Below are 2,601 nucleotides of genomic sequence, written 5' to 3'. Positions count from 1 at the left end.
TGGAGAATTCGCTGATATTGACCACCTGATTCCGTGGTAAACTGACCACCGATTCCGCGGTAAATTGACCACCTGATTCCGCGGCAAACTGACCACCCGGAACGAGCCGCTAATGCTGTAGGAGCAGCCATATTTTTGGAGGTTTTAACACCTACCAATTATGGCCAATACTACGATAAGCATGAGCAAGATTAGACAGATCTTAAGAATGTACAGTCAGGGCCGCAGTAAGCTATCGATAGCGGCACAGACCGGCGTATCACGTAATACGGCCAAGAAGTACCTTGCCGCCTACGATGCCAGCGGCTTTACATTCGAAGAGATCAATACCCTTAATGACAAGGAACTGGAGGACTTCTTTGGCAAGAGCAATGAACGTGCTCCGGATAAACGCATGCCTGCCTTGCAGCGCTGTTTTCCTCAGATAGACAAAGAGCTAAAGCGGGTCGGTATGAACCGCCGCATCCTTTGGGAAGCTTATATTAAAGAGTTCCCTGACGGGTTCAAGTATACCCAGTTCTGCTTTCTTTATAACCAGTGGAAGGCCCGTGTGAACCCTACGATGCACCTGGATCATAAAGCCGGGGATAAGATGTATGTGGACTTTGCCGGTGAAAAGCTAAGCATAACGGACAAAGATACCGGTGAGGTCATCGAGGTCGAAGTGTTCGTTGCTATTCTTGGTGCCAGCCAGTTAACCTACGTTGAAGCTGTGCTGAGTCAGCAAAAAGAAGACTTTATAGCAGCCTGCGAGAATGCCCTGCACTTTTATGGCGGCGTACCTGCTGCTATTGTCCCCGACAACCTGAAGGCCGCTGTTACCAAAAGCAACCGCTATGAGCCAACGCTGAACGAGACCTTTGCTGACTTTGCCGATCACTATGGAACGACCATCTTACCAGCTCGGGCGTACCGCCCTCGCGACAAAGCACTGGTAGAAGGTGCCGTTAAGATCGTTTACAGCCGCATCTATGCACCTATTCGCAAAGAGGCCTATCATACTCTTGCCGAGCTGAATATGGCAATCAAAGTTGCTTTAGAGGCACATAACAGCCAGCCACTCAGAGGCCGTAACTACAGCAGAAAACTCCAGTTCGAGGAGATAGAACGTCAGGCACTTTCGCCATTACCGGCCTTGCGCTACGAGTTCAAACGGCAGCACCAGGCTACCGTAATGAAGAATGGTCACGTATGCCTGGGCATCGACAAGCACTATTACAGCGTACCGTACCGCTTTATCGGCAGGAAGGTCAAACTGCTGTATTCCCGCACCAACGTCGAGGTCTATTACCACTATGAGCGTATCGCTATGCACAGGCGCATTAAGAGCCCTTACAGCTATACTACGGATAAAGACCATTTGGCTTCGACCCACCGCTTTATGACCGAATGGACACCGGACAAGTTCCTGGAATGGGCAGCATCCATTGATGAGGATGTGAGGCTATATATCCTGAAGATACTGGACCGCAAGCAACATCCTGAACAAGCTTACCGCTCCTGTATCGGTATCCTTAGCCTGGCGCGCAAGGCAGGTAACGAAAGGCTGGCCAGCGCCTGCAGGCGTGCGCTCGGCTACGGCGTTTACAACTACAAGACCATACAGCAGATACTGGAGAACAAGATGGACAGCTACGAGGACAGCTTATTTGCTGACGAGTTGCCTATGCCCAGCCATGATAATATCCGGGGAGAGAACTACTATAAATAACCATTAATGAACAGATCGATATGAACACGAACACCTTAGACAAACTTCGTAAGCTGAAGTTCTTTGGCATGTACCATGCCTTTAAAAGCTGCCTGGAAACGGGACAAACCGCCGAATACACTACTGATGAACTGCTGGCCCACCTGGTAGAGGCCGAATGGGATGACCGGCAGAACAGGCGTATAGAGCGTACCATTATGTACGCCAAGTTCCGCTATAAGGCCTCGGTAGAGAACATCCATTATCATGCAGATCGCAGTATCGACCGCAACCAGGTGATGCGCCTTGCCGACTGTCACTTTATCGACCGTAATGAGAACCTGCTGATCACGGGCAGCACCGGTATCGGCAAAAGCTATATTGCTTCTGCTATCGGTCACCAGGCCTGCATATTGGGGTACCGGGTATTCTATGCCAGCACGCCTAAGCTCTTTGCCAAACTGAAGATGGCCAAGGCAGATGGCTCTTACATGAAGGAAGTTGCCAAACTGGAACGCCAGCAACTACTGATCCTGGACGACTTCGGGATACAGCCTTTTGATGCACAAAGCAGAGCTGCATTAATGGAGATCATTGAGGACAGGCACGGAAAAACGTCACTGATCATTACCTCGCAACTGCCGGTCAGTAAATGGTATGAGGTTATTGGTGAAAAGACGATCGCTGATGCTATCCTTGACCGTATCGTGCATGATGCGCACCGCATGGAACTAAAGGGTGAATCCATGAGAAGACGAAGACCCGCTGAACCTGAAAAAAGCTATCTGGAAAATCATCTTTAAATAACTACTTTTGACAACGCTTCTACAGCGTTTGCTGCGCTCGTTCGCCAGCACTTTGGGTGGTCAATTTGCCACGGAATCACCTGGTCAACTTCTCCGTATTATACA

The 2,601-nt window shown here is 49.7% G+C and carries 2 protein-coding genes; both read left to right on the top strand.

Annotated elements, in window-relative coordinates; genetic code table 11:
* The first annotated feature begins 181 nt into the window (after positions 1–181).
* On the top strand, positions 182–1,711 hold the full coding sequence (gene istA, locus DJ568_RS17020; RefSeq protein WP_233496715.1) for an IS21 family transposase: 1,530 nt from the start codon (positions 182–184) through the stop codon (positions 1,709–1,711).
* Positions 1,712–1,731: 20 nt separating this feature from the next.
* Entirely contained in the window at positions 1,732–2,493 is a 762-nt protein-coding gene (istB, locus tag DJ568_RS17015) for an IS21-like element helper ATPase IstB (RefSeq protein ID WP_114006505.1), read from the top strand.
* The last annotated feature ends 108 nt before the right edge of the window (positions 2,494–2,601 follow it).

It is taken from the genome of Mucilaginibacter hurinus (assembly GCF_003324525.1).
Taxonomy (GTDB): domain Bacteria; phylum Bacteroidota; class Bacteroidia; order Sphingobacteriales; family Sphingobacteriaceae; genus Mucilaginibacter; species Mucilaginibacter hurinus.
The sequence above is the reverse complement of the archived record's forward strand: the minus strand, read 5'-3'. Positions and strand labels throughout refer to the sequence as shown.

Bases quoted from the DNA above. Each gene is read 5' to 3' on its own strand.
- istB (WP_114006505.1), top strand. From the start codon at position 1,732: ATGAACACGAACACCTTAGACAAACTTCGTAAGCTGAAGTTCTTTGGC.
- istA (WP_233496715.1), top strand. From the start codon at position 182: ATGAGCAAGATTAGACAGATCTTAAGAATGTACAGTCAGGGCCGCAGT.